A 23,293-nucleotide genomic window follows, 5' to 3' on the forward strand; every position below is an offset into this window, starting at 1 on the left:
TGTCTCCTCTTGTTGTGAAAGTTGCGCAGGCGGGTCCGCTTGATGAATCAGCCGGGAATCAACTGCACTTTGGTACTGCGGCCTCTGTCCAATGCCAGATCGAAGGCCGCTTTCGATTGGCTGATCGGCAACTGGGCGCTGATGAGCGGGCGCACATCGGCCCGCCGGCTGCGAATGGCCTGTACGGCCCAGTCGAATTCGATATCGGCGCGGAAGGCGCCCACGTAGTCCAGCTCGCGCGACATGATGTCGTTGGCCGGAAAAGGAATCTCTGCGGGCAGGGTGCCCACCTGCACCACGCGTCCGCCGCGGCGTACCGCAGCCAGGCAGCCCGCCAGTGCAGCAGGGTGGCCGGCGGCTTCCAGCGCCACATCGACACGTCCCCTCCAGGCTGATGCATCGGGCAAAGCTTCGTCGGCGCCCACGGTCAGCGCCATCTCGCGGGCCCGCTCGCTGGGGTCGCAGGCAATCACACGGCCTGCACCGGCCAGGCGCGCAGCAATCACCGACATGCAGCCTATGGTGCCTGCCCCGGTCACCAGCACCGTGGCACCCAGCACTTCGCCCGCGCGGCGCACAGCATGCAGGCCCACAGATAGCGGCTCGGCGCAGGCAATCTCGCCCAGGCTCACATCTTCATCAATGGCGGTGAGCTGGGCCTCATTCATCACAAAGTGCTCACGGAAGAAGCCGTGGATGTGCGGGAAGATGGCCGCACTGCCCAGAAACACCATCTTTTCGCACAGGTTGCTGCGTCCGGCCCGGCAGGCGGGGCACATGCCGCAGGGGTGGGCAGGGTTGACAGCCACTTTCTGGCCGACCTTCACCTTGGTAACCCCGTCGCCCACCGCATCCACCACGCCCGAGGCTTCATGCCCCGGCACAAAGGGCGCGCGGATCGCGAAAATGCCCGCGCGGCCATGCTGGTAGTAGTGCAGGTCGGAGCCGCAGATGCCGCCTGCGCCCAGCCGCACGCGCACCTGGCCGGGGCCGGGGTTCTGGGTGTCGTGGTGTTCCACGCTGAGATTCAGCGGGCCATTCAAGGTACAGGCAAGGCTCATGGTCAGGGTGTCCGGTCGGGTCAGGCGTCAGTGGGGGTAGTCCAGCCGGCAGAGAAGCGTTCGTGCGAATGGTCCAGGTGGCCGCTCATGGCAGCGCGCGCCATGTCGGGGTCGTGCGCGGCAATGGCGTCGACCACGGCGCGGTGCTCGTCCACCGCGGCTTTCCAGGTGGCTTCGCGCTCAAAGTGGCCGCCCAGTTTTTGGAACAGGGGCCCATTGCGCTCGTCAAACAGCTGGGTGACTACCGCTTGCAAAGCGCTGTTGTCGCTGGCCTGCGCGATGCGGATGTGAAAGGCGCGGTCCCCGCGTATGGGCAGAGTGCGCGCGGCGATGTCAGCCTCCATGTCGCGCAGGGTTTCCAGCAGGTCAGGCACCAGGGTGGGGTCGGTGCTTTTCGCGGCGAGTGCAGCCAGCTCGCATTCGATGAGCTGGCGGGCGCGGATGATTTCCAGCGGGCCGGGCGCGTTGTCCAGCATGCGCACGCTTTCGCGGGCTATGACCACGATGCCCGAGCCCATGCGGACTTCGATCAGGCCTTCGACTTCCAGCGCGATCAGCGCTTCACGCACGGACGGGCGGGACACGCCCATCTTGGTGGCCAGGTCTCGCTCGGCCGGCAGCTTGCTGCCCACCGCGAATTCGCCGGTCTGGATGAGTTGGCGCAGCTGGTCCGCAATCTGGCGGTACAACCGGCGGGGCTCTATGGGTTGAAACGGCATACGTTGATTGGCTAAAAGGTAAATTGGTAAGACCAGTTGGCCGGATTGTGGGGCGATTGCGCCTCCAAAAGTTCTAGGGTTTTCCCCATCGGCCCTGCAATGGACGAAAAAAAGCCGCCTCAAGGGCGGCTTTTGCTATCTATTCAGGAGCTGCCCACGCTTATTTCACGGGCGCCAGAGGCTTATTTGACTACAAATCCAGCACCAAACGCGCGCTTTTCGACCGGGAGCAGCAGGGCAGAAACTGGTCGTTCGCAGCCTGTTCTTCGGGCAGGAGGTATTGGTCGCGGTGGTCAGGCGTGCCGGCTTTGACGCGGGTGAGGCAGGTGCCGCACACGCCTTGTTCGCACGACATGGGGATATCGATACCGCCTGCATGCAGCGCTTCCAGTGCCGTCTGGTCGGGCAGCACCTTGATGACCTTGCCGGTGCTGGCTATCTGCAGCTCAAAGCTGCCGTCGTCGGCTTTGGCGGTGGGCGCTGCACCAAAGTACTCGCGATGCAAGTGCTCCTCCGGCCAGCCGGCGGCGCGGCCTGCGCTGAGCACCGCGTCCATAAAGCCTTGCGGACCGCACACATACAAGTGGGTGCCTGCCGGGGCGCTTTGCAGGGTGGCGGCAATGTCCAGCTTTTGGGCCGCATCGCCATCGTCAAAGTGGTGGTGGGTGTGTGCTGCAAACGGCGCTGCAGCCAGCCGGTCCACAAAGGCCGTGCGTGCACGGCTGCGGCTGCAGTGGTGCAGGGTGAAAGCACCACCGGTCGCCGCCAGGTGTTCCGCCATCGCCAGCATGGGTGTGATGCCTATGCCACCGGCCAGCAGCAGGTGGTGGGGCGCCGCGCTCTCCAGGGGGAACAGGTTGCGCGGGGTGCTGATGGTGAGCGTGCTGCCCTCGGCCACCAGGTCGTGCACGGCGGTGGAGCCGCCGCGCGACGCCGCATCGCGCAGCACGCCAATCACATAGCGCTTCGTTTCACTGGGCGCGTTGCTCAGCGAGTACTGGCGCACCAGCCCATTGGGCAGGTGCACATCAATGTGCGCGCCGGCGGTGAAAGCGGGCAGGGCGCCACCGTCTGTTGCCACCAGCTCCAGGCTGCAGATGTCTTGCGCTTCGGTGCGCTTGGCCGCTACCTTGACCTGCAACGTTGCAGGCGTGCTCACAGGGGGCTGGGTGGGCCCGCTCATGCCGCCGCCTCTGCCGCAGCCGGGTTGCGCTCTGCGGCCACCACGCGGTCAATCACCTTGCGGGACTGCACGCCCCCGGTGTCGATGTTCAGCATCAACAATTTGCGCTCGGGGTAGGCCAGCAGGTTTTGTTGTTGGCGCTCCAGCATCTCTTGGTCTTCCGCAAAAATCTTGCCCTGGCCTTCGCGGATCTGCGCGGTCAGCTCGGCGTCTTGCGGCTTGAACTTGCGCGCCATGCCCCAGAAGTAGTGGATGGACGTGTCTGTTTTGGGGGTGATGAAGTCCACCACCCAGCTTGCGGCCTTGAACTCGTCCGGCGCCTTGTAGCCGCCGTGGCCCTGCAGTGCCACACCCACCTCAATCATGATGTGGCTTGGCGGCGTGAAGTGGCAGATTTGCCAGCGGTCCACCAGCTGGTCGTCAGGCAGGCCGTTCATGCGCAGGGCCATCTTCCAGAAAGGGGGCGCTTCAATGCCTTCCATGTAGCGCTCGGTGATCACATGGTCGCCGTCCACGCGGGTCTGGCAGGGCACTTCGTCAATTTCCTTTTGGCCGATGCTGGTGCTGTGCACATAGGTTTCGTGCGTCAGGTCCATCAGGTTGTCGATCATCAGGCGGTAGTCGCAGGCAATCTCGTACAAGCCGCCGCCGTAGCCGAACTGCGGATTGCCCAGCCATTCGAACTTCGGAATGTTGGCCACGTCCGCCTTCGTGGCATCGCCGGGCCAGACCCACACAAAGCCATGTTCCTCATGCAGCGGAAAGCTGCGATTGGCCGGAAAGCCGCGCACGCGCTGGCAGGGCATGGACACGGTTTTGCCATCGCAGCCCATGGCCAGGCCGTGGTAGCCGCAGACCAGCGTGTCACCTTCGACCTTGCCCAGCGAGAGCGGGGCGCCCCGGTGCGGGCAGAAGTCTTCCACCGCGGCGGGCACGCCCGCGCTGTTGCGGAACAGCGCCATGGGGATGTTGCAAATGCGGCGGCCCAAGGGGCGGTCAGAAGGGATCTCTTCGCTGCGGGCAGCAACGTACCAGGTGTTGAGAGGAAACATGGCTTGGCTCCTTGGATGGGAAATCTTCATTCAGTATGCTGAATGACGAGAATCATAGACCGAAGTCAATTCCACGGCTAGGGGCTGGGGATGAGGGTTTTCCCTTGAAAAGGGATGAATCCGATGGCTGGTCGGGGTCGAGGTCGAGGTCGAGGTCGAGGTCGAGGTCGAGGTCGGGGGCTTTGGGCTATGCGCTGTCGGACGGCTGGTCCGGCATATCGGCATCGTCCTCGGGGGCTGGCGTGTTCAAGTGCACAAACTTGCGCAGCAGGCGCAAAAACTCCTCGCGCTCGGCGGGCTCAAGGGCGTCCAGCAATTGCCCGTACATGGGTGCCACGCGCGGAAGCATCTCGGCCAGCACCGCCTCGCCCTCAGGCGTGAGGCGCAGCGCGCGCTGGCGGCGAGGCATCAGCTCCCGCACGATCCAGCCCTTGGCATCCAGCCGCGCAGCAATGTCGGCAGTGGTCGATGTATCCAGCGCCACCCGGTCCGCCAGCGTCACCTGGTCCATGCCCGGCGTATCCTGCAGCGCGCGCAACACTGCGTATTGCACCGGCGTGATCTGCTTGCCATGCGTCTTGGCAAACGTGCCCACCGCCAATTGGTGCGCTCGCCGGATCAGATGGCCGGGTTCAGCTTGCAGGGGGATGGAAGCGGTAACGGCTGGGTGAGTGGTGGACTGCGAATCAGACATGGCGGAGCTGGGGTGAATGGGCAGGACTATACGGCAGTGTCTTCGGGCGGCGCGATAGCACTGGTGAAGCGGTTAATGCTCATGTGGATCGACGTAGTGCTATTTTTTTTATAGCTGCTAGCGCACATTCCAAGAGCGCCAGATGCCGAATTAATGCCTAAACGCCTTCCACGCGGCTCCCCGTCCGCCCCCAGCGCCGCGCGGCTGCTTCCGGCGTTTGGCCTTGCTCCATGAGCGCGCCCAGTGGCGCCAGCAGCGCTTGCAAATCGGCTTCATCAAACTTGGCAGCGCCTTCGGCGTCGTGGCCGAGCACGCTGTCGGCCAGCGCGAGTTTGCGGGCCTGCAGCTCCAGCATGCGTTCTTCGATGCTGCCTTCCACCACCAGTTTGTAGACGAACACCGGCTGGTCCTGGCCGATGCGGTGGGCGCGGGCGGTGGCTTGTTCTTCCACCGCCGGGTTCCACCATGGGTCCATGTGGATGACGGTGTCGGCGGCGGTAAGGTTGAGCCCGACGCCGCCGGCTTTCAGGCTGACCAGCAGCACCGGCACGTCCAGGCTTTGGAAGCGCTGCACGACTTCGCCGCGCTGGGCGGGGCGGGTGTTGCCGGTCAGGCTCAAGAAGGGCAGGCGCAGTGCCGAGAGCACATCGGCAATCAGCTCCAGCAGCTCGGTGAACTGCGAAAACACCAGAACGCGGCGGCCTTCATCGACCAGCGGGGCCAAAAGGTCTATGAGCGCGTGGAGTTTGGCCCGCTCCATGTCGGCCCCGATCTCACTGCCCTTGACCAAGAACGGATCGCAACACACCTGCCGCAGCTTGAGCAGCGCATCGAGGATGCTGATCTGCGCGCCCGCAAAGTTCTGCCGTTGCAGCACGCGGCGCACCTGTTTGTCGGCTGCCACGCGCACGCTTTCGTACAGCTCGCGCTGGCGGCCCTGCAGTTGCACGCGCTGGATGACTTCGGTGCGCGGCGGCAGCTCGGTGGCCACGTCTTGCTTGCGGCGGCGCAAGATAAAGGGGCGCACGCGCTGGGCGAGCAGGGCGGCGCGCACGGTCTCGCCGTTTTCTTCAATCGGTTTGCGCCAGCGGGCGGCAAAGCTGCGCTGGTCGCCCAGAAAGCCGGGCATCAGCCAGTCGAACTGTGCCCAGAGTTCGCCCAGGTGGTTTTCCAGCGGCGTGCCGGTCAGGCACAGGCGGTGGCGGCTTTGCAGCTGGCGCAGGGCGCGGGCGCTGCGGCTGGCCGCGTTTTTGACCATCTGCGCCTCATCCAGAATGACCAGATGAAAGAGCTGCGCGGCCAGCGCCTCGATGTCGCGCCACAGCAGCGGGTAGGTGGTGAGCACCAAGTCGTGTGCGGGCATGTCGGCAAACAAGGCGGCGCGGTCCGGGCCGTGCAGGTTCAGCACCCGCAAATCCGGCGCCATGCGCCTCGCCTCGGCCTGCCAGTTGAACAGCAGCGAAGTGGGCAGCACCACCAGCACCGGGCGGTCCAGCCTGCCAGCCTGTTTCTCCAGCAGCACATGGGCCAGCGCCTGGGCGGTTTTGCCCAAGCCCATATCGCAGGCCAATATGCCGCCCAAGTGCTGCGCGCGCAGATATTGCAGCCAAGCCAAGCCTTCGAGTTGGTAGGGGCGCAGTTGCACTTGCAAGCCGGCAGGCGCCGACACGGGCTGGGGCTGACCTATGGTGTGCAGCCGTTTTGCCAGACTGGCCAGACCCACATCGCCTTCCAGTTGCCAGCCTTGGTGGGCGCCCACGCGCGAGGCGTCCAGCAAGCAGGCGCGCAGGGTGTTGATGCGGCGGGCTTCCCACGCGCCGAGCTGGAAGGGGCCCTTGGGCGCCATGCGTTGCGGGTCGGTCAGCAAATCCACCATGGCGCCCACGATGGCTTTGAGCGGTCCGGCTTCGGCATCAATGCGCTTGCCGCCCGGCGCGCGCAGCGACACGGTGGCCAGGTCGTCCAGCGTGTCGAGGTAGCTGGCGGTAAGCCAGCGCGGGTCGCGCTTGATGAGGTTGGCCAGCATGGGCGCGAGGTCCAGTGTCTCGCCCTCAATCTCAATCCCCAAGCTGAGCAGCCATTCGCCTTCGCGCCCGGGCAAGGCCAATTTTTCCACGCCGCGTGCGGGCTTCACCAAGGGGCTGGCCAGCTCCTTGCCCAGCACCTCGCCGGTGTCAGGGCTGAGGATGAGCTTCCAGCGTTCCACAGCCACGCTTTCGTGCGCAAAGCCCGGTTGCACCACCACCGTCCAGCCTTGGGCTTGGAGCTGGGGCACCTGGTCGGCCCAGAAGTCACCAAAGTGCTCTTCCTGCGGCAGCGTCCACACGCTGCCCAGATGCGGGCGCTGCTTCTGGCTGCGCCACTGGAAGGTGGCGTCCGCCAGCGGCACAAAGCCCATGTCCCACACCGTGTCCATGGCGTCGGCCTCGGCCACCAGGTTGCGCTGCAGGCGCACGACCGGGCCACCGGTGTCGAACAACTCTGCAAATTCCGCCGGGCGACTGTTGAGGATGGAGCTGGGGGCGGGTGTCTCCCAGCGGTCGCCAGCCGGGGTACGGTAGGTCCAGTCGAACTGCGCCAGCGTCACACTGTCGCCTCGGGGGCCCAGCTTGCCCTGAGGCTTGAGGCCCAGTAGCCCTTCGCCCCGGCCCAGCGTCATCAACGTGATGCGGGGGCGGAACTGGCCGATGACGGTGCCATCAGCGTCGGGCTCTGGGGGGCTAGGGGCGGCAGGCAGAGGCGGTGTGCGCTTGCGGTTCATGATCAAAATGGCTTCTAGCGCCCGTGAAATGTGCGCGAGCAGCTATCAAAAGAAGAGCAAATCTTCGTCAACACCCGCAGGCTAAATGCCCATGCTTTGCAGTGTGACCAGGCCCTTGGGCGTCTTGAGGGTGGCGCTCAGGTTGGCCGGGCCTTCCGATATGGCCACGCCTTCCAGACCGATGGCCGCGTAAGCCGCTTGCAGTTTGGCCGCGCTCGGGTGGCTCACCCCGATGCTGTCCAGGCTGACGCGGCTGCGCGGCAGGCTGTTGCGCGGGTGCAGGCGCAGGGGCTCGGCATCGTCCGGTTTACCCCATTGAATGAGTGTGGGCAGGCAGCCTTCAAACAGGCGGTAGCCGTCTTCACGCACCGTGATTTGCCAGTGCAGCACGCCTTTGCGCGAGTGGCGGCTGGCGGGCATGGCCGGGCCGCGGTCGATGCCGATGTTCTTGAGGGCAATGCGGGCGGCTTGCAGTTCATCGGTGCCGGCCACAAAGTGCACCAAGCGCGGTTCTTGGGCCACTGCGACACGCAACTCGGGGTTGTCCAGGTCAAACCAGCGTTTGGCGTTGGGGTTGGCCGGGCCTTTGGCGCCGGGGTTGATGGCAATGATCTCGAAATACGCCAGTGGGTGGGCGGGCGTCGCGATCTTGAAGAGTTTGTTGTGGGTACCGAACTGGCTGTGTTCGCCGCCGGCTTCCGGGGTGATGCCGAGGGTGGCTTCGCACCACTGCACACCCTGTTCCAGGGTGTGGGCTGCAACGACGAGGTGGTCTATCTGTGTTTTCATCGCCGCACGATACCACCCCGGCACCGTCTCAAACTTCTAGCGGCTGACCCACTTCACCAAGAAGTTCAGCAGTTTGGTGCGGCCTGCCGTGTAGGGCGGGAAGAACATGCGGATGCTGGGCAGCCAGCCGCCCTTGAGCACCGCACGCTCGTGCGAGAAGGCCTTGAAACCGTAAATGCCGTGCGAGCTGCCGATGCCGGAGTTGTTGACCCCGCCGAAGGGCAGGTTGCCGTGGGCCACGTGCAGCACGCAGTGGTTCACACAGGCGCCCCCTGAGCTGGTGTTGGTGAGTACGGTGTCGATGTTGCTCTGGTCGCTGCTCCAGATGTAGAGGGCCAGCGGCTTCTGGTCGGCATTGATGGAGGCAATGACCTGCTGCAGGTCGGTGTAGGGAATGATGGGCAGCACCGGGCCGAAGATTTCCTCCTGCATCAGGGTGGAGTCCATGGGCACGTTGTCGACCAAAGTAGGGGCGATGTAGTTGCCGGCGGTGTCCACCTCGCCGCCACTCAGCACCCGTGCGCCGCGCGAAGTGGCGTCTTTGAGCAGGCCTTCGATGCGCTGGGTATGGCGCTGGTTGATGATGTGTGTGAAGTCCGCGTTGCTGCGCTGGCTCTGGGCGCTGTCGCCATAGCGGGCCTTGATCACGGCCTGGCAGGCGGCCACAAAAGCATCTCGCACCGAGGCGTGCACATACAGGTAGTCGGGCGCCACGCAGGTCTGGCCGGCATTGACGAACTTGCCCCACATGATGGTTTCAGCCGCCTTTTGCAGGTCGGCGGTCTCATCCACGATGGTGGGGGACTTGCCGCCCAGCTCCAGGGTCACGCTGGTCAGGTTCTTGGCCGCAGCCGCCATCACCACCTTGCCCACGGCGGGTGAGCCGGTAAAGAAGATGTGGTCAAACGGCATGGCCAGCAGGGCTTGCGAGGTGGCCAGTGCCCCTTCAAACAAAGCTACCTCATGCGCCGGGAAGGCCTTGGCCACGATGCTGGCCAGCACCTGGGCCACGCGCGGCGCCATCTCCGAGGGCTTGAGGATGGCGGTGTTGCCTGCAGCCAAGGCGGACACCAGCGGGCTGAGCATCAGGTACAGCGGGTAGTTCCAGGGCGCGATGATCAGGCAGCGGCCGCGGGGCTGGTACTGCACATGGGCGCTGTTTCCCATGGTGAGTTCGGTGGCGCGGATGTGGGTAGGGCGCATCCAGCCATTGAGGCATTTGATGTTGTGGCGGATTTCGTCCAGGCTGGGCACGATTTCGGTGCCGTCTACTTCAAAGCGGGGCTTGTGGAAGTCGGCGGCAAAGGCCTCGTAGAGGGCCTCTTTGTGCGCGAGCAAGCTGGTGCGCAGCCGCTCCAGACGTTCAATCCGCTCGGCCGCGGTGGACTGGCGCCAGGCCAGCGCAGTGGCCCGCTGAGCCTCGAAGGTGGTTTGCATCAGTTGCGGGTCGGCATCTTGAAACGGTGAGTTCATTCGGGGCTCCAGAAAGAGGGGAGTGTGACAGGCGGCATTGTGGGGGCTTGTGCAGCGACCTGCTGTCACCTGCGCTGCGTTTTGAGCACGCTCCCCAAAGCGCCTTGGGGTTGTCCCTAGGCTGCTTTGCGGAAGGTCAGGTTGAACCGGTGGGCACCAGTGAGCAGGTGCTGGCCGGGGTCCACAGCGCGCACGCCATGGAAACGGAGCCGTGCCGGCCCGCCCCAGACCAGCACATCGCCATGTTGCAAGCTCAGGCGTTGTACCTTGTCGCCACGTTCCAAGCCACCTAGCTCAAACACAGCAGGCAGGCCCAGCGAAACCGAGACGATGGGGGCAGAGTAGTCGCGCTCGTTCTTGTCCTGGTGCAGGGTCATGCGCGCGCCGGGGGCATAGCGGTTGATCAGGCAGGCGTCAGGCTCAAACGCAGGGTAGCCGGCCTGTTCGGCGGCCGATATGGCCATTTCCCGGAAACCTTCGGGCATGGCCGGCCAAGGAGTTTGCGTGAGCGGGTCTGTGCCTTGATAGCGGTAGCCCGCTTCGTCGCTGACCCAGCCCAAGTCGCCGCAGTTGCTCATGGCGACCGACATGCGCGAGCCACCGGGGGTGACCAAGTGGCGAAGCGGATGGGATTGGATGACCTTGTGGATACCTGCCCAAAGCGCATCCGCATGGGTGGAGGCAATTCCCGGCAGGGCCCAGGCGCCGGGCGCAATCTCATAGGGAGTTGGGGGCGCGGTGTCCTCTGCGCTGAAAAGATCCAGATTCATGGGGAACCCGGTACGGCCTGCGCCGTGTGACTGTCCGGCTTAGCGGGCAGGGGCCTGCTGGGCTTCTTCGGCGTTCACGCGGCGGGCGCCGTCAAAACGCTTTGCCCAGTAGCTAACGCCCATATCTTCCACACGCACTTCGGCACCGGGCTTTGGCGAGTGGATGAATTTGCCGTTGCCCACATAAATGCCGACATGGCTGAACGCGCGGCGCATGGTGTTGAAGAACACGAGGTCACCGGGTTGGAGTTCGTGTTTGTCGATTTTCTGGGTCGCAGCGGCCTGTTCGGACGCTTGGCGGGGCAGCAAAAGGCCGGCGGTCTGCTCATAGATGGCGCGCACGAAGCCGCTGCAATCAAAACCGGTGTCGGCTTGGGTGCCGCCGCGTTTGTAGGGCACGCCCAGAAACGCCATGGAGTTCATGACCAGCTCGGAGGCACGGTTAGTGACCTTGTTACCGACATCCCCGATGCGGGCCAGAAAGCCGCGGTCGTTGATGAAACGGGACATTTCATCGCCGGAGGCCGGAGCAGGTGCCGGTTCCGCGTGGGCGAGGCCCAAGGAAAGCAGCAGTGTGAGGAGCAGAACAAAACGCATCGGCGCACTCTAGTGAGCTTGTCTCCATGTGTCAAGTAATGTGACACCTTCAGTTACACACTTAACTATTTGATTTACTTCAAGAATCCTGAATTTTTAAGGATTCAAGCGAAATCCGACGATGAATAATTAAACAATATTCAGCGATTTGTTGTTTGTTTAAATTAATCGATTTTATTAAAATCGTTGATCGTATTGGCTTTTCTTCGCGGGGTGTGACGGATGGAGCTCAAGTTAAAGCGCCAACAGGCACTGGCAGACACACGGCGCAGTCTGGTGCTGCAGGCAGTGCGCGCGGCGATTGCTGAGGGCGGCTTGGAGTCCGCCAGTGTCCGCGAGATTGCCTCGCGTGCCGGCTACACGCCGGGCGCGCTGTATGCCTATTTCCCGAGCAAGCAGGCTTTGCTGGCTGCGGTGCTGCAAGAGACCCTGGAAGGGGCGCGGTCGGCAGCGGCCCAAGCCAAACTGTCCAAAACCAACCCCGGCACCTTGCTCCATGCGCGGGCCAACGCCTGGTTGGCGCACTTTTTCGCCCGCCCCGGAGATACGGGCATCGTGCTCCATTTGCTGGCATCTGACGGTTCTGGCGAGCCTCAGGTAACAGTGGTGAGGCAATTGATTCAGGATTTGCAAACGTCTTTGGAGCCAGTGGCAGAGGCTCTGGAGGGCCTGGGATGTGCGAATTCGCGGCTGCCCTCTGAGGTGGCGGGTCTGTTGTCTGCGGCGTTGGGCGTACTGTTGTTACGGGATTCGCGCCGCATGTTTGCCATCAATGACGTGGCTTTTGATGGATTTGCGCTCTATCTTGACCGATTGGCGACCCAGCTGGAAGGCAAAGCGCCAGCCGAGCAGGATGACCCCGCCAAGTTGCAAGTGGATTTGTTCGGCTGAGTGGGCCACTGCGGGGCGGTTATGCTCGCCCCACGTTTTTTGAGAAGGATTTCCCCATGTTGATCGATGTGGACATGAGCCAGCTGGTGCTGGTGGATTACCAGACCCGTTTGATGCCTGCCATGTTCGAGTCTGAATTGGTGGTGGCCAACGCCGTGCGTATGGCCAAGCTGGCCGCTTTGCTGGAAGTGCCTGCTTTCTATACAGAGCAATATCCTTCTGGCCTGGGCCATACCGTGCCGGAAGTGAAGGCCGCTTTGGACGAGGCGCGGGCCCGGGTTCTGAACAAAATGCAGTTCAGCGCCATTGAAGAGGGTTTGGGCGAATGGCTGCGCCCGCCGGCCAAGCCGGTGCAGGGCAATGCCCGCAGCTTGCCCAAGCATTTGCAGAAGCCTGCAGCGTCTGAGCGCAGCGCAATTGTGATTGCCGGTTGTGAGGCCCATGTCTGCCTGATGCAAACAGCACTGGATTTGCTCGAAGACGAGTTTGAAGTCTGGGTAGTCTCAGATGCCTGCAGCTCCCGTACCGAGCGCAACCGTGATGCTGCTTTCGACCGTTTGGCTGGCGCTGGCGCCGAACTGGTAACGACCGAGATGGTGGCTTTTGAATGGATTCGTACCGCAGAGCACCCTGTATTCAAGGAAGCGCAGGCCTTGATCAAATAAGTTCAGGGCGCTGGCGCGGCGGCTTATTCAGTAAGCGGCAGTCTGAAAAGACTGCCGCTTTTTTGTGGCTTGTTGATGAGTGGAGTGTCGGGCAGGGGAAAAGTCAGCTTGCAGCAAGTTGGCTCTCCATAATTATGAATTCAGTTTTATAGGCCCGACCGGAGACAAACAATGACAGGCTACGCTGATTTCTACCGCCGTTCCATCGATGACCGCGATGGCTTTTGGACCGAGCAGGCAGGGCTGATTGACTGGAAAACCGCACCTGCCCAGGTATGTGACTACAGCAATCCACCCTTTGCCAAGTGGTTTGTAGGCGGCACCACCAACCTGTGCCACAACGCAGTGGACCGCCATCTGGCGACGCGGCCGGACCAGGCGGCACTGATCGCGGTGTCCACCGAAACCAATTCGGAAGTCGTCTATTCATTTGCGCAGTTGCACGCCGAAGTGCAGCGCATGGCGGCTGTGCTGCTGTCATTGGGCGTGAAGAAGGGCGAACGGGTCCTGATTTACATGCCAATGATTGCGGAAGCAGCATTTGCCATGTTGGCCTGTGCACGGATTGGTGCGATCCACACCGTCGTGTTCGGCGGCTTCGCAGCAGGGTCGCTGGCCTCCCGTATTGAAGATGCGTCGCCTGTGGTCATTGTGAGTGCCGATGCCGGCTCACGCGGTGGCAAGGTCGTGGAGTACAAGCCCTTGCTGGACGAGGCTATCGCCACATCCAGCCACAAGCCGGCCGCCGTATTGTTGGTGGACCGCAAACTGGCTGCTATGAATTTGGTAGCTGGCCGCGACCATCTGTGGGGCGCTGAACGCCTGAATCATCTGGATGCAGTGGTGCCTTGCGAGTGGGTGGAGTCCATCCACCCCAGCTACACGCTGTACACCAGCGGTACCACCGGCAAGCCCAAAGGCGTGCAGCGCGACACCGGCGGCTATGCGGTGGCCCTGGCTGCCAGCATGAAGCACATCTTCTGCGGCAACGCCGGCGAAACCTACTTTTCCACCAGCGATATCGGCTGGGTCGTGGGGCACAGCTATATCATTTACGGGCCGCTGATTGCAGGCATGGCCACCATCATGTACGAAGGGTTGCCCACACGTCCCGACGCAGGCGTCTGGTGGAGCCTGGTGGAGAAATACAAGGTGACGGTGATGTTCAGCGCCCCGACGGCTGTGCGGGTTTTGAAAAAGCAGGACCCAGCCATGCTGACCAAGTACAACCTGTCCAGCCTGCGGGCGCTTTTCCTGGCCGGCGAGCCGTTGGACGAACCCACTGCACAGTGGATCAGCGAGAGCTTGGGCAAGCCCATCATCGACAACTATTGGCAGACCGAAACCGGCTGGCCCATCCTGACCATTGCGAATGGCGTGGAAAAAGCACCCAGCAAGTTCGGCAGCCCCGGCGTGGCCATGTACGGCTACAACATCAAGCTGATCGACGAAAACACGGCCGAAGAACTGACAGGCCCCGACCAGAAAGGCGTGGTCGCCATCGAAGGCCCGCTTCCCCCGGCTGCATGCAAACCGTCTGGAAAGACGATGCGCGCTTCGTGAAAACCTATTGGAGCAGTATTCCCGGCAAGCAGCTGTACAGCACCTTTGACTGGGCAGTGCGCGACAAGGACGGGTATTTCTTCATCCTGGGGCGGACTGACGACGTGATTAACGTGGCCGGCCATCGCTTGGGGACCCGTGAAATTGAGGAAAGCATCTCCAGCCACCCGAATGTGTCAGAGGTGGCAGTGGTGGGCGTGGCGGATCAGCTCAAAGGGCAGGTGGCGGTTGCTTTTGCCGTGCTCAAGGATGCCAGCGGTTTGACCGACGATGCTGCCAAGCTCAAGCTGGAGGGCGAGATCATGAAAGTGGTGGACCAGACCATTGGTGCGGTGGGGCGGCCAGCGCGGGTGCGGTTCGTCTCTGTGTTGCCCAAGACGCGCAGTGGCAAATTGCTGCGCCGCGCCATTCAGGCAGTGTGTGAGGGGCGTGACCCCGGCGACCTGACCACCATGGAAGATCCTGGCGCGCTTCAACAGATCCGCGATCTGTTAGCTTGAATCGGCATGAGGGTATGCAAGAAGTGCATACCCTCGCCCATACTTTACTTTCCCCAAAAATCATTCGGTGGCACAATCCGCCCTGCAATGAAGGCCCTTCCCATGCCACAGTCGCATCCGCCAATCGGTTCAGCCGTGTCGCGGAAGGTTAATTAACCAGCTTTAACCAGCTAATGTTCCCTGAAGGGGAACGGAGGTCAGCGAAATATGAGTGATTCCAGCTCCAATGGTGCGAACACGGGCTCGTCCGTGTACCAAACCTACCAAAACAACACCTACCTGTTCGGTGGCAATGCTCCATATGTCGAAGAGATGTATGAGAACTACCTGGCCAACCCTGGTAGCGTTCCCGATACCTGGCGCGATTACTTTGATGCCTTGCAGCACGTTCCCGCTGCGGACGGCACCACAGCCAAAGACGTAGCCCACATGCCCGTGATCAACGCGTTCGTTGATCTGGCGAAAAAAGGTGTCAAACACACGGTCGTCGCGAGTGGCGCGGACTCCGAGATGGGCCGCAAGCGCACTGCAGTGCAGCAATTGATTGCCGCCTACCGCAATGTGGGCGCCCGCTGGGCGGATCTCGATCCCCTCAAGCGCATGGAGCGCGACAAGATTCCCGAGCTGGAGCCCGCGTTCTACGGCTTCAGCGATGCTGACCAGGAAACGGTCTTCAACATCAGCAATACATTCTTCGGCAAAGAGTCCATGAGCCTGCGTGAGCTCATGAACGCATTGCGTGAAACCTACTGCGGCACCATCGGCGTGGAGTACATGTACACCACCGACCAGAATCAGAAGCGCTGGTGGCAGCAAAAGCTGGAGGCAACACGCAGCAAGCCCCAGTTCAACGCAGAAAAGAAAAAGCACATCCTGGAGCGCCTGACCGCGGCTGAAGGCCTGGAGCGCTACTTGCACACCAAGTATGTGGGCCAGAAGCGCTTCTCCCTCGAAGGTGGCGAGAGCTTTATTGCAGCCATGGACGAGCTGATCCAGCAAGCTGGTGCCAAGGGCATTCAGGAAATCGTGATTGGCATGGCCCACCGCGGCCGCCTGAACGTGCTGGTCAACACCTTGGGCAAGATGCCTGCGGACCTGTTCGCCGAGTTTGACCACACTGCCCCTGAGGACCTGCCTGCTGGTGACGTGAAGTACCACCAGGGTTTCAGTTCGGACGTGTCCACCGCTGGCGGCCCCGTTCACTTGTCCTTGGCCTTCAACCCGTCTCACCTGGAAATCGTGAACCCTGTGGTGGAGGGCTCTGTGCGTGCCCGTATGGACCGCCGTGGCGACCCCAAGGGTGCTCAAGTGCTGCCCGTGCTGGTGCACGGCGATGCGGCCTTCGGTGGCCAGGGTGTGAACCAGGAGACATTGGCGTTGGCCCAGACCCGTGGCTACACCACTGGCGGTACGGTGCACATCATCATCAACAACCAGATCGGCTTTACCACCTCCGACCCCCGCGACATGCGCTCCAGTGCGTTCTGTACCGATATCGTGAAGATGGTCGAGTCGCCCGTGTTGCACGTGAACGGTGATGATCCGGAAGCCGTGGTGTTGGCGACCCAACTGGCGTTGGAGTTCCGCATGGAATTTGGGCAGGACGTGGTGGTGGATATCACTTGCTACCGCAAGTTGGGCCACAACGAACAGGACACACCTTCCCTGACTCAGCCCTTGATGTACAAAAAGATCGGCGCCCACCCCGGCACCCGCAAGTTGTACGCCGACAAGTTGGCTGCGCAAGGCCTGGGTGCAGACCTTGGCGACTCCATGGTCAAGGAATACCGCGCCGCCATGGATGCCGGTAAGCACACTGTGGACCCTGTGCTGACCAACTTCAAGAGCAAGTACTCGGTGGACTGGTCTCCGTTCCTCGGCAAGAAGTGGACTGACGCGGGCGACACCGCCATTCCATTGACCGAGTGGAAGCGTTTGTCTGAGCGCTTGACCAAGATCCCCGGTAGCGTTACGCCCCACCAGTTGGTGAAAAAGGTCTACGACGACCGTGCAGCCATGGGCCGCGGTGAGATCAATGTGGACTGGGGTATGGGTGAGCACATGGCCTTCGCTTCGTTGGTGGCCAGTGGTTACCCCGTGCGTCTGTCGGGCGAGGATTGCGGACGTGGTACTTTTACCCACCGCCATGCCGTGATCCACGACCAGAAGCGTGAGAAGTGGGATGCCGGTACTTATGTGCCTTTGCAGAACGTGGCCGACAACCAGGCTCCGTTCGTAGTAATCGACTCCATCCTGTCGGAAGAGGCGGTGTTGGGCTTTGAGTATGGCTACGCTTCCAACGACCCGAACACGCTGGTGATCTGGGAAGCCCAGTTCGGCGATTTCGCCAACGGCGCCCAGGTGGTGATTGACCAGTTTATTGCGTCCGGCGAAGTGAAGTGGGGGCGTGTGAACGGTATCACCTTGATGCTGCCCCACGGTTACGAGGGCCAAGGCCCTGAGCACAGCTCGGCCCGTCTGGAGCGCTTCATGCAACTGGCTGCAGACACCAACATGCAGATCGTGCAGCCCACCACGGCCAGCCAGATCTTCCACGTGCTGCGTCGTCAGATGGTGCGCAACCTGCGCAAGCCGTTGATCATCATGACGCCCAAGAGCCTGTTGCGTAACAAGGATGCGACATCACCTTTGTCCGAGTTCACCAAAGGCGCATTCCAGACCGTGATTCCCGAGAGTAAAGAGCTCAAGGGTGACAAGGTTAAGCGCGTGATTGCTTGCTCCGGCAAGGTTTACTACGACCTGGTGAAGAAGCGCGAAGAAAAGGGCCAGGACGATGTGGCCATCATCCGTGTGGAGCAGCTGTACCCCTTCCCGCACAAAGCGTTTGCGACCGAACTGAAGAAGTACCCCAATGCCACCGATGTGGTGTGGTGCCAGGACGAGCCACAAAACCAGGGTGCATGGTTCTTTGTGCAACATTACATCCACGAGAACATGCTGGAAGGACAGAAGTTGGGTTACGCAGGCCGCGCTGCCTCTGCGTCTCCTGCAGTGGGCTACGCCCACCTGCACCAAGAGCAGCAAAAAGCGCTGGTGGAAGCTGCTTTTGCGAAATTGAAGGGCTTTGTTCTGACCAAGTAAGTCAGCAGCACTTCATCCCCCAACACATTACGGAAAGAATTAGATATGGCAATCGTAGAAGTCAAAGTCCCACAGCTGTCTGAATCTGTGGCGGAAGCAACTTTGTTGCAATGGAAAAAGAAGGTCGGCGAAGCAGTGGCTGTCGACGAAATCCTGATTGAAGTCGAAACCGACAAGGTCGTCATGGAAGTGCCCGCTCCCGCAGCCGGTGTGCTGGTGGAATTGGTGGCCGCCGATGGCGCCACCGTCGCTGCCGAGCAGCTGATCGCCCGCATCGACACGGCTGCTGTGGCTGGTGCTACAACTTCCGCTTCCACACCTGCTGCTGCCGCTCCCGCCGCTGCGCCGGCTGTCGCAGCCCCAGTGGCCGCTGCTGCAGCCGGCAACTCCAAGGCAGGCGTTGCCATGCCCGCTGCAGCCAAGTTGTTGGCTGACAACGGCATTGCTGCTTCCAGCGTTGAAGGCACAGGCAAAGACGGTCGCATCACCAAGGGTGACGTGTTGGCTGCTGCGGCTGCTCCTAAAGTGGTAGCTGCTGCCGCAATCCCCACGGGCGTTCCCACCAAGTCTTTGCCTCAAGTGGCTGCACCTTCGGTGAATCTGGCGGATGCTTTGGCCGGTCGCCCTGAGCAGCGCGTGCCCATGAGCCGCCTGCGTGCGCGCGTGGCTGAGCGTTTGTTGCAGTCCCAGTCCACCAATGCCATCCTGACCACCTTCAACGAAATCAACATGGCCCCGGTCATGGAGATGCGCAAGCGCATGCAAGAGCGTTTCGAGAAGGAACACGGCGTCAAGCTGGGCTTCATGAGCTTCTTCGTCAAGGCTGCTGTGCACGCCTTGAAGAAGTTCCCTGTGTTGAACGCATCGGTCGATGGCACCGATATCGTGTACCACGGGTACTTTGACATCGGTATCGCTGTGGGTTCGCCCCGCGGCCTGGTGGTGCCCATTTTGCGCAACGCCGACCAGATGAGCTTTGCCGATATCGAGAAGAAGATTGCCGAGTTCGGCCAGAAGGCCAAGGACGGCAAGCTGGGCATTGAAGAAATGACCGGCGGTACCTTCTCCATCTCCAACGGCGGCACCTTCGGTTCCATGATGTCTACTCCCATCATCAACCCGCCCCAGTCCGCCATTCTGGGTGTGCACGCGACCAAAGACCGCGCCATGGTCGAAAACGGCCAAGTGGTGGTTCGCCCCATGAACTACTTCGCGATGTCCTATGACCACCGCATCATCGACGGCCGCGAAGCGGTGCTGGGTCTGGTGGCCATGAAGGAAGCGCTGGAAGATCCAGCACGCTTGCTGTTCGACATTTAAGGCATACCCCAGGCTGCGCGCACTGCGTGTCGCTTCGCCACCCCCTAGCAGGGGCAACACCAGCAGCCCGGCAAAGCCGGTTCTGCGGTGTTCACTGGTGAAGGCACCTCTTGCGTTGCGGCTCATTTTTTAAGCGAGAAATTCATGAGCAAACATTTTGACGTGATCGTCATTGGCGGCGGCCCCGGTGGCTACATTGCTGCCATCCGTGCCGCCCAGCTGGGCTTCAATGTGGCCTGTATCGACGAGTGGAAGAATGCCGCTGGCGGCCCCGCTCCCGGTGGTACTTGTACCAACGTGGGTTGCATTCCTTCCAAGGCTTTGTTGCAATCGTCCGAGCACTTTAACCACGCCAATCACCACTTTGCCGAGCACGGCATTGAGGTCAAGGGTGTGAGCATGGATGTGGCCAAGATGATTGCCCGCAAAAACACCGTGGTAAAGCAAAACAACGACGGTATCTTGTACTTGTTCAAAAAGAACAAGGTCGCCTTCTTCCATGGCCGTGGCTCGTTCGTGAAGGCTGCCGAAGGCGGCTACGAGATCAAGGTCGCAGGTGCAACCGAGGAAACGATCACCGGCAAGCAAATCATCATCGCCACCGGTTCCAATGCCCGCGCACTGCCCGGCACGCCTTTTGATGAAGTCAACATCCTGTCCAACGACGGCGCTCTGAACATCGGTGCCGTGCCCAAGAAGCTGGGCCTGATCGGTTCTGGCGTAATCGGTCTGGAAATGGGTTCTGTGTGGAAGCGTCTGGGCGCCGAGGTCACCATTCTCGAAGGCCTGCCCGTGTTCCTGGGCGCGGTCGATGAAGGTGTTGCCAAGGAAGCGCACAAGGCGTTCACCAAGCAAGGCCTGAAGATTGAGCTGGGCGTGAAGGTCGGCGAGATCAAGAACAGCAAGAAAGGCGTGTCCGTTGCCTACACCAACGCCAAGGGCGAAGCCCAGACGCTAGATGTCGACAAGCTAATCATCTCCATTGGCCGCGTGCCCAACACCATCGGTCTGAACACCGAGGTTGTGGGCCTGGCGCTGGACGAGCGCGGTGCGATCGTGGTGGATGCCGACTGCAAAACCAACCTGCCCGGTGTCTGGGCGGTGGGCGACGTGGTGCGCGGTCCCATGTTGGCGCACAAGGCGGAAGAAGAGGGCGTTGCCGTGGCTGAGCGCATTGCCGGTCAACACGGTCACGTGAACTTCAACACCATTCCTTGGGTGATTTACACCAGCCCCGAGATCGCATGGGTGGGTCGGACCGAGCAGCAGCTCAAGGCGGATGGCGTGGCCTACAAGGCGGGTCAGTTCCCATTCCTGGCGAATGGCCGCGCACGTGCGCTGGGCGACACCACCGGTTTCGTGAAGTTCCTGGCCGATGCCACGACCGACGAAATCTTGGGCGTTCATATCGTTGGTCCGCAAGCCTCGGAGTTGATCTCCGAAGCCGTTGTGGCCATGGAGTTCAAAGCCAGTGCGGAAGACATCGCCCGCATCTGTCATGCACACCCCTCCTTGAGTGAAGCCACCAAGGAAGCAGCGTTGGCAGTGGACAAGCGTACGCTGAACTTCTGATCGTTGTAAGCCAAACAAGCTGCTAGCGCCCGTCATTCGTGCGCTAGCAGCTTCTCTTTTTGTAGCATACCGGAGCATGCATTGAGCGTCAAAGAAGCCTACGAGGCGGAGTTGAAGGCCCGTGGATACACCGCTGACCCGGCACAGTTGCGCGCTGTGGAGGCCTTGGAGCGCTGTGCCAACGATTGGGCTGCCTATAAAGCCAAACGCTCGAATGCCCTCAAGAAGCTGATCAACCGGCCTGAGATTCCGCGGGGCGTGTACATGTATGGCGGGGTAGGGCGGGGCAAAAGCTTTCTGATGGATTGCTTTTTCAATGCCGTGCCGCTCGAGCGCAAAACCCGCTTGCATTTTCATGAGTTTATGCGTGAGGTTCACCACGAACTGGTAAACCTGCAAGGTACGGTGAATCCGCTGGACGAGTTGGGCAAGCGCATGTCCAAGCGCTACCGCTTGATCTGCTTTGACGAGTTCCACGTGGCGGACATTACCGACGCCATGATCCTCCACCGCTTGCTCAACGCCCTGTTTGACAACGGTGTGGGTTTTGTGACGACCTCGAATTTCAAGCCGGATGATCTTTATCCCGGCGGCCTGCACCGCGACCGAATCCTGCCGGCCATTGCCCTGTTGAACGCCAAGCTGGAAGTTCTCAACGTGGATAACGGTACGGATTACCGCCGTCGTACCCTCGAAGATGCCAAGCTCTACCACGTGCCCAATGGCCCGGTGGCGGACGCCGCAATGACGGCTACCTTCAACGCGCTGGCCGAGCAGCATGATGAAGACCCGCTTCTGAATATCGAGTCGCGCCAGATCAGTGCCGTGCGCAAGGCAGGGGGGGTAGTGTGGTTTGACTTCAAGACGCTGTGTGGTGGGCCCCGCTCGCAGAATGATTATTTGGAGATCGCGTCGCGCTTCCACACCGTCTTTCTGAGTGGTGTGCCGCACATGCCGGTGCGCATGGCATCAGAAGCCCGGCGCTTCACCTGGTTGGTGGATGTGCTGTATGACCGGCGCGTCAAGCTCATCATGTCTGCAGATGTAGCACCGGAGGCACTCTATACCGAGGGCCCGATGTCGCATGAGTTTCCCCGCACCGTTTCCCGGTTGACAGAGATGCAGTCCAAAGAGTTTTTGGATTTGGAGCGTCGCACGGTGGATACGCGACTCACATGATGCGCGTTCTGTTTGGTATTTGCCTAGGGCTTTTGTCCGTTATGGCCCTTGCGCAAGGAGGCGATTCTCTCCAAGCAGTCGAGGCTGAGCGCGCGAAATTGCAGGCCGAGAGTCGCAATGCCGAGGCATTGTGTTACGAGCGCTTTGCAGTGAATGCCTGCCTGTCTGAAGTAGCCACCCAGCGGCGCGCACAAGCGGCAGTCTTGCGCAAGCGTGAACTCGTTTTGCGGGATGCGCAGCGTGCGGAACGCACCCGTGAACAATGGGAACGACTGAATGAGAAGCAAGCCCAAGCGCTTGAGCAAACCTTGGATGCACAAGGAAAGCCTGCATCGCTCCCCGCAGAACGAAAAGAAGCACCAACGCCAGCCAAGCGGGCGGCTTCAGCTCCAGAAAAAACGCCTTCGATTACGCCCGTGCAGGCCGCCGCCAATCGCGCAGCATTTGAGTCCAAGCAGGACGAAGCAGCACGACACAAATCGGAAGTGGAAAAACGTTTGCAGGAAAAAAAAGACAGGGCTGAGTCCTTGCCTACCACGCCTTAGTGGTGCAAGGATTCCACTTTGACGATCACCACCGACAGGTTGTCGCCGCCGCCTCGGGCCCGGGAGCGTGCTTTCTCAATCAAAAACTCGGTGGCTTCGCGGGGGGATAGGGTAGACAACACGGAACCGAGCTCGCCATTGTTGAAGTAGTGCCAAACCCCGTCACTGCAGGCCATCAACACATCTCCAGTGCGTAACTTGGGAATGAAGTGAAAGTCGACCGGAGGGTCGTTTTCGGTGCCCAAGCAACCCATCAAAATATTGGATTGCGGGTGGGTGGCTGCCTGCTCTTCGGTGATTTCCCCTCGATTGACCAGCGCCTGCACATAGGAGTGATCCATAGTTCGCTTGATAAAGCGGTTACCGTGGAACTGGTACACGCGGGAGTCTCCAGTATGTGCCCAGTGGCAGTCACCTCCGGGGTTGATCAGGAATGCAGCGAGTGTGCTGTGTGGTTCTTCTTCGGAGGAAATTGCTGTGAGCTTGATAACGATGTGGGCCTCTTGAACCATCTGACGCAAAGTGGCTACGGAGTCATCCGTATCCGGGTCATAACGTTCGAATAACTGCTTGGCCGTCAACATGACCTGGTCGGAGGCTTTTCGGCCGCCACTGCGACCGCCCATGCCATCCGCCACGATGGCCAACAAACAACCGTTCACTCTCGGGTGTTTGAACAAAGACACTTGGTCTTGTTGGTATTCTCGGTCACCCTTGTGGATGCCGGTGGAAGCGCTAAGGCGGTAGCCAGAGGACATGGTGTGCAGTTAAAGGGTAAATGGGAGCCGGGTTGATGCAAACCGCCGTATTATCGAACGCATCCCGGACCACACAACCAGTTTAACCACCTAGCGGGG

18 protein-coding genes and 1 pseudogene are annotated in these 23,293 nt (G+C 61.2%); 8 read left to right on the forward strand and 11 right to left on the reverse strand.

All coding sequences use genetic code 11. The features are described 5' to 3' along the window. Positions 1-47 precede the first annotated feature (47 nt). The 10 genes from RAN89_RS11115 to RAN89_RS11160 form a co-directional block, all read right to left on the reverse strand. Positions 48-1,061 carry an L-idonate 5-dehydrogenase gene (locus RAN89_RS11115; RefSeq protein WP_313866369.1) on the reverse strand — a complete coding sequence of 338 codons (1,014 nt, stop codon included), beginning with the start codon at positions 1,059-1,061 and terminating at the stop codon, positions 48-50. Positions 1,062-1,081: 20 nt separating this feature from the next. Next, the gene (locus RAN89_RS11120) at positions 1,082-1,780 is read right to left on the reverse strand and encodes a FadR/GntR family transcriptional regulator (protein ID WP_313866370.1); all 699 of its coding nucleotides are present in this window, start codon (positions 1,778-1,780) and stop codon (positions 1,082-1,084) included. Positions 1,781-1,970: 190 nt separating this feature from the next. Continuing rightward, entirely contained in the window at positions 1,971-2,963 is a 993-nt protein-coding gene (locus tag RAN89_RS11125; RefSeq protein WP_313866371.1) for a PDR/VanB family oxidoreductase, read from the reverse strand. Then, positions 2,960-4,015: an aromatic ring-hydroxylating dioxygenase subunit alpha gene (locus tag RAN89_RS11130; RefSeq protein WP_313866372.1), complete on the reverse strand. Its 1,056-nt coding sequence runs from the start codon at positions 4,013-4,015 to the stop codon at positions 2,960-2,962. Before RAN89_RS11130 ends, RAN89_RS11125 begins: the two co-directional genes overlap by 4 nt. 187 nt (positions 4,016-4,202) lie before the next feature. Continuing rightward, positions 4,203-4,709 carry a MarR family winged helix-turn-helix transcriptional regulator gene (locus RAN89_RS11135; RefSeq protein ID WP_313866373.1) on the reverse strand — a complete coding sequence of 169 codons (507 nt, stop codon included), beginning with the start codon at positions 4,707-4,709 and terminating at the stop codon, positions 4,203-4,205. Between the two features lie 157 nt (positions 4,710-4,866). Then, the gene (locus tag RAN89_RS11140; protein ID WP_313866374.1) at positions 4,867-7,470 is read right to left on the reverse strand and encodes a DEAD/DEAH box helicase; all 2,604 of its coding nucleotides are present in this window, start codon (positions 7,468-7,470) and stop codon (positions 4,867-4,869) included. 81 nt (positions 7,471-7,551) lie between these two features. Continuing rightward, positions 7,552-8,259 carry a VOC family protein gene (locus RAN89_RS11145; RefSeq protein WP_313866375.1) on the reverse strand — a complete coding sequence of 236 codons (708 nt, stop codon included), beginning with the start codon at positions 8,257-8,259 and terminating at the stop codon, positions 7,552-7,554. A gap of 36 nt (positions 8,260-8,295) precedes the next feature. After that, positions 8,296-9,732: an aldehyde dehydrogenase family protein gene (locus RAN89_RS11150; protein WP_313866376.1), complete on the reverse strand. Its 1,437-nt coding sequence runs from the start codon at positions 9,730-9,732 to the stop codon at positions 8,296-8,298. Positions 9,733-9,848: 116 nt separating this feature from the next. Further along, complete coding sequence (gene alkB / locus RAN89_RS11155) at positions 9,849-10,502, reverse strand: DNA oxidative demethylase AlkB (RefSeq protein ID WP_313866377.1); 654 nt, start codon at positions 10,500-10,502, stop codon at positions 9,849-9,851. A 39-nt stretch (positions 10,503-10,541) separates the two neighbouring features. Then, the gene (locus RAN89_RS11160) at positions 10,542-11,099 is read right to left on the reverse strand and encodes a C40 family peptidase (protein ID WP_232459894.1); all 558 of its coding nucleotides are present in this window, start codon (positions 11,097-11,099) and stop codon (positions 10,542-10,544) included. Positions 11,100-11,321: 222 nt separating this feature from the next. Between RAN89_RS11160 and RAN89_RS11165 the strand changes: the two genes are divergently transcribed. From RAN89_RS11165 to RAN89_RS11200, 8 genes and pseudogenes are all read left to right on the forward strand, one after another. After that, positions 11,322-11,990: a TetR/AcrR family transcriptional regulator gene (locus RAN89_RS11165; protein WP_313866378.1), complete on the forward strand. Its 669-nt coding sequence runs from the start codon at positions 11,322-11,324 to the stop codon at positions 11,988-11,990. A 56-nt stretch (positions 11,991-12,046) separates the two neighbouring features. Next, a complete protein-coding gene (locus RAN89_RS11170; RefSeq protein WP_313866379.1) occupies positions 12,047-12,655 on the forward strand; it encodes an isochorismatase family protein in 609 nt (202 codons plus the stop codon). Positions 12,656-12,826: 171 nt separating this feature from the next. Further along, positions 12,827-14,718, forward strand: a pseudogene (locus RAN89_RS11175) (propionate--CoA ligase). Between the two features lie 207 nt (positions 14,719-14,925). Then, positions 14,926-17,820 carry a 2-oxoglutarate dehydrogenase E1 component gene (locus RAN89_RS11180; RefSeq protein WP_313866380.1) on the forward strand — a complete coding sequence of 965 codons (2,895 nt, stop codon included), beginning with the start codon at positions 14,926-14,928 and terminating at the stop codon, positions 17,818-17,820. 45 nt (positions 17,821-17,865) lie between these two features. Further along, on the forward strand, positions 17,866-19,140 hold the full coding sequence (odhB, locus tag RAN89_RS11185; protein WP_313866381.1) for a 2-oxoglutarate dehydrogenase complex dihydrolipoyllysine-residue succinyltransferase: 1,275 nt from the start codon (positions 17,866-17,868) through the stop codon (positions 19,138-19,140). A gap of 144 nt (positions 19,141-19,284) precedes the next feature. After that, positions 19,285-20,712: a dihydrolipoyl dehydrogenase gene (lpdA, locus tag RAN89_RS11190; protein ID WP_313866382.1), complete on the forward strand. Its 1,428-nt coding sequence runs from the start codon at positions 19,285-19,287 to the stop codon at positions 20,710-20,712. 81 nt (positions 20,713-20,793) lie between these two features. Then, complete coding sequence (zapE, locus tag RAN89_RS11195; protein WP_313866383.1) at positions 20,794-21,891, forward strand: cell division protein ZapE; 1,098 nt, start codon at positions 20,794-20,796, stop codon at positions 21,889-21,891. After that, positions 21,888-22,436: a hypothetical protein gene (locus RAN89_RS11200; protein WP_313866384.1), complete on the forward strand. Its 549-nt coding sequence runs from the start codon at positions 21,888-21,890 to the stop codon at positions 22,434-22,436. Before zapE ends, RAN89_RS11200 begins: the two co-directional genes overlap by 4 nt. Here the strand turns inward: RAN89_RS11200 and RAN89_RS11205 are convergent. Further along, on the reverse strand, positions 22,433-23,194 hold the full coding sequence (locus tag RAN89_RS11205; RefSeq protein ID WP_313866385.1) for a PP2C family protein-serine/threonine phosphatase: 762 nt from the start codon (positions 23,192-23,194) through the stop codon (positions 22,433-22,435). The two genes, RAN89_RS11200 and RAN89_RS11205, sit on opposite strands and share 4 nt — an antisense overlap. Between the last annotated feature and the right edge of the window lie 99 nt (positions 23,195-23,293).

This window comes from Rhodoferax mekongensis (assembly GCF_032191775.1).
Lineage (GTDB): Bacteria > Pseudomonadota > Gammaproteobacteria > Burkholderiales > Burkholderiaceae_C > Allorhodoferax > Allorhodoferax mekongensis.